Here is a 3,630-nt window from a genome sequence, read left to right as displayed (position 1 = left end):
CGGTCGCCGTGCTGGCGCTGGCGGCGGCCCCGGTCGCGGCGGCAGTGGCCGTGCCGGCGCTGGCGGCGGCGCTGGCGGCGGCGGTCGAGCAGGTGGTGAGATAGGCACCGGGATCGACCTCGGAACCGACCGGCACCAGCACGGCGCGGTCGATCTGCTCCTGCAATTGCTGATCGACCATCGCGGCGCGGTCGAGCGCGGCTTCCAGCACGTCGGCATAGATCGCGGCGCCGGTGACCAGCGCCACCGACTGGGTCGGGGCCAGCACCCGGCGCAGGGTGACGGTCTGGCTTGGGGTGGGGGCGGTCTTGAGGGTGACGCTGCCGCCCGCGCTGCTGCCGAGGCCGGTCGCGCTGTAGGTCGAGGCGTCGAGGATGGTGACCGCGTCGGTCTCGGTCAAGGTCACCACCAGCGCGCCGGCCGGGATCTCGAAGCCGAAATCGAAGGTGGTGGTGACGCCGTTGCCGACATAGGACACGGAGGAGGTGGTGGTGGAAAGAGTCATCGGAATACCTGCATCGCCGGAGGAAAACGGAGGGTCGCCCCTCTCCCGGGCGGGGGAGGCGGAACGGGCGGGCCCCCCCTGCTGGAGGTCGGGGTTGAGGCCGGGTCGCCCGGTTTGTTAAGCTGGAGCAAGTCGGGGCCGGTTTGCCTTTGGCGGCCGGGCCGATCACCTCGCTTGGAGCAGACCGGTTCCGTCGGACGCTCCATCCGGCGGAACCGGGCTCCCCCCCGGCGGTGCGGTCGCGGCGCGATCGCTCTCCGCCGCCGGCCCGTCCCCGCCGTCGATCCCCTCTGTTTCCGCCCTCTGGTCGGCCGCGTCGTCGTTCCGCGCCGGCGGGAGCGGCGTCGCCGCGAGCGATGGACGCAGGGTGGCGGCGAACCGGGCGATCTCGGCCGGGGTCGGGGCGGTCGGGCCGGCGTCGCAGCGGGCGTCGATCCAGGCCCGCATCGTCGCCCGCGCCCGGGCCGGGCCGGGCGCGCCCTCCTGCTCCAGCGCGCGGTCGCCCTCGTGCCACGCCACCCGCCGCAGCAGGGCCCGCGCCGGGTCGCGCCCCAGCGCCTGCTGCTGCTGCTGCCAATAGGCGACGCGGCCGCTGTCGTGACGGCCCCATAGCGGCGACAGGTCGGCGGTCACCAGTCCGGCGGGATCGTCGCGGGCGCGGTCGAGCAGGCCGGCCTCGATCGCGGCGTCGAACGCCACCCGGCCATTGTCGGCCCAGGCGGCGGCCAGCGCCGCCCGTTGTTCGGGGCCGAGCGCGGCCTGCTGGTCGGGGGCGAGATCGAACGGATCGCGCCCCTCCACCAGCACCTGCCGGGCCGCCTGCTGGCGGGCGTCGCGGGCGGCGGCCTCGGCCCGGTCGCGCTGCTCGGCCCGGGCGCGGTCGAGCCGGCGGCGCACCGCCAGCCGTTCGGCCGGCAGCAGCCGCGGGTCAAGCCGGTCGAGCAAGGCGGCGGCGGCGGCGGGATCGACCGCGGCGACCCGGGTGATCCGGGCGGCGGTCAGGGCGCTGTCGTCTTCGCGCAGCGCCGCCGCCAGGGTGGCGCGGTCCCAGCCTTCCCGCGCGGCGCGGGCGATCAGCCCGGCCCGGGCGCCGCGCGTGAACCAGCGCGCCGCCATGGGCCGGTCGCCCCAGGCGGCGAGGTCGGCCAGCGCCGCCCGTTCCCGCGCGGCCCCGTCCTCGGCCAGCGCGGCGTCCCGCTCGGCCCAGGCGTGGCGTTCGGCCTCGGCCAGCATCAGTCCGGCGCGGATCGCCGCCAGCCGGCGGTAGGGCCGCACCTGGGCCGGGCCGGTCAGGGTGGCGGCCTGGGCCTCGATCCGGGCGGCGACGGCGCGGCGGAACGGGGCGAGCCCCCGCCACGCCGCCCAGCCCCGGCTGGCGAAAAAGCCGCCCGGCTGACGCTGGGCGCGGAACCAGTCGGAATCGGCGGTGTCGGCGCGCAGGGCGGCGGCGTCATCCTCCTCGGCGCGCCGCCGGGCCGGCTCGGCTTCGTCCGCCGCCGCCGTCGGCTCGGGGTCGGGCAGGGTCGGCATCACAGCCCCCCCAGGCCGTACCAGCTGCCGGCGACCGAGCCGACGCTGGAGAGCAGGCTGCGGCCGGTGCTGCGGTTGCCGCGCGCGGCGGCGCCGTCGGCCAGTTCACCGTCGAGGGTGGCGAGGTTGCCGGCGGCGGCGGCCTGGCGGTAATAGGCGTTGGCCTGGCGCTGGAAGCTGTTGCGCACGTCGAGGGCATCGACCTCGCTTTCCATCGCCGTGCCGGCGAAATCATCGGCCAGGGTGTCGCTGCCGAGATCGAAGCCGGAGGCGCCGGCCTGGGCGCGCTGCTGGCCGAGGCTCTGGTTGCCGCGCAGCCGGGTCCGCTGCTCCGCCGCCCGGCCGGCCGCCTCGGCCTCGGCGGCGTTCTGATTGGCGATCGCCGCGTCGTTGGCGGCGAGCTGAGCCTGATAGCGATACAGCCCGCTCTGTTCGTCGGCGCTGCTGCTGGTGGAAAAGATCTGGCTGGCCCCGTTGGCGCCGTTCAGCGCCAGACCGGTCAGCGATCCGAGGTCGAGTCCCATGGTTCACCTCATTTCGAACGGAAGGAACGGCGCGCCGCCGATCTCGATCGGGGCGGCGAAGGAAAAACCCAGCCAGCCCAGCCAGCGCACCGCGCCGCGATAGCGGGCATCGACCAGCCCGCGCAGGATCGGGCAAAGCTGGCGCATCTCGGCCACCTGCCGCCGGCTTTCGCGCAGGAAGGCGCGGCGGTCGCGCTCGATCAGCGGGGTGGACAGCATCCACGGCCCGCCGATCCCGCCGAGGGTCGAGATCAGCCCCAGGCCCCAGGCGGCGATCGGCCGGCCCGAGGGCGTCAGCGCCACCCGCGCCCAGGTCGAGCGGTGGAACGAATCGAGCAGGCCGCGCTCGGGGGTGAAGCCGAGCGTCTCGACCTCGCGGCGGTCCGCCGCGCGCAGACGGGGAGCCATGGCGCGGAGGAGATCCTCCGTCGCCGGGACGATGCGGTGGGGCATGGTCTTATCCGCCGATCACGATGTCGGGGCTGATCGCCAGCACGGTCAGCGGGACCGGGCCGTTGGGTTGCAGCACGACGCGGCCATGGCCGGTCCAGGTCGCGGCCAGGGTGATGTCGACGTCGCCGGTGATCAGATCGGGGGTGGCGCCATAGCTGCCCAGCGCCACCTTGGTCAGGGTCAGGTGGTCGAGATCGGGGCCGGCCCGGAACTCGCGCGAGGCCTCGACCCGGACGGTCAGGCGCGGCACCGACAGGCGGCGGCCCTGCACCGTGCCGAGCCCCTGGACCTGACCCAGATCGATGTCGAGGGTCTCGATCCAGCTCTGTTGGTCATAGCGCAGGCCGGCGACGACATGGGCGGCGGCGCGGTCGAGGGTCAGGGTGCCGGCAGCCGAGACGGTGAGGTCGCCGAGGACGTTGCCGTCGGCCAGCACCCCCACGGTGGCCCCGGCGAGGTGGTCGAGGCCGGAGATCACCGTCGCCGCCGCGCCGTCATAGACCAGATGGGCGTCGAGGAAGGCGGCGTCGGCGATGGTCTCGATCCGCCGCGTCGCCAGCCGCTCGACGAAGCGGCGGGCGACGCCGTTGATGGTGCGCCGGACCACGGCGTAGAGGT

General features: G+C 75.3%; 4 protein-coding genes and 1 pseudogene. All 5 read right to left on the bottom strand.

Annotation, left to right across the window (positions count from 1 at the left end; translation table 11 throughout):
- A partial coding sequence (locus tag ACFSNB_RS18530) for a hypothetical protein (RefSeq protein WP_377319279.1) occupies positions 1–505 on the bottom strand: 505 nt, incomplete at its 3' end.
- 165 nt (positions 506–670) lie between these two features.
- Positions 671–2,035: a hypothetical protein gene (locus ACFSNB_RS18525; RefSeq protein ID WP_377319277.1), complete on the bottom strand. Its 1,365-nt coding sequence runs from the start codon at positions 2,033–2,035 to the stop codon at positions 671–673.
- On the bottom strand, positions 2,035–2,559 hold the full coding sequence (locus ACFSNB_RS18520; protein ID WP_377319275.1) for a hypothetical protein: 525 nt from the start codon (positions 2,557–2,559) through the stop codon (positions 2,035–2,037). The genes ACFSNB_RS18525 and ACFSNB_RS18520 overlap by 1 nt, the downstream gene beginning before the upstream one ends.
- A 3-nt stretch (positions 2,560–2,562) precedes the next feature.
- Positions 2,563–2,967: a hypothetical protein gene (locus ACFSNB_RS18515; RefSeq protein ID WP_377319273.1), complete on the bottom strand. Its 405-nt coding sequence runs from the start codon at positions 2,965–2,967 to the stop codon at positions 2,563–2,565.
- A 49-nt stretch (positions 2,968–3,016) separates the two neighbouring features.
- A pseudogene (locus tag ACFSNB_RS18510) lies at positions 3,017–3,630 on the bottom strand (hypothetical protein); the annotation flags it as partial.

Origin of the sequence: Phaeospirillum tilakii (genome assembly GCF_042683125.1) — a bacterium.
In the GTDB taxonomy this organism is placed as follows: domain Bacteria; phylum Pseudomonadota; class Alphaproteobacteria; order Rhodospirillales; family Magnetospirillaceae; genus Phaeospirillum; species Phaeospirillum tilakii.
The sequence above is the reverse complement of the archived record's forward strand: the minus strand, read 5'-3'. Positions and strand labels throughout refer to the sequence as shown.

Excerpts from the sequence above, each read along its gene's own strand:
- ACFSNB_RS18515 (WP_377319273.1), bottom strand. The coding sequence starts at position 2,967 with ATGGCTCCCCGTCTGCGCGCGGCGGACCGCCGCGAGGTCGAGACGCTC.
- ACFSNB_RS18520 (WP_377319275.1), bottom strand. The coding sequence starts at position 2,559 with ATGGGACTCGACCTCGGATCGCTGACCGGTCTGGCGCTGAACGGCGCC.
- ACFSNB_RS18525 (WP_377319277.1), bottom strand. The coding sequence starts at position 2,035 with ATGCCGACCCTGCCCGACCCCGAGCCGACGGCGGCGGCGGACGAAGCC.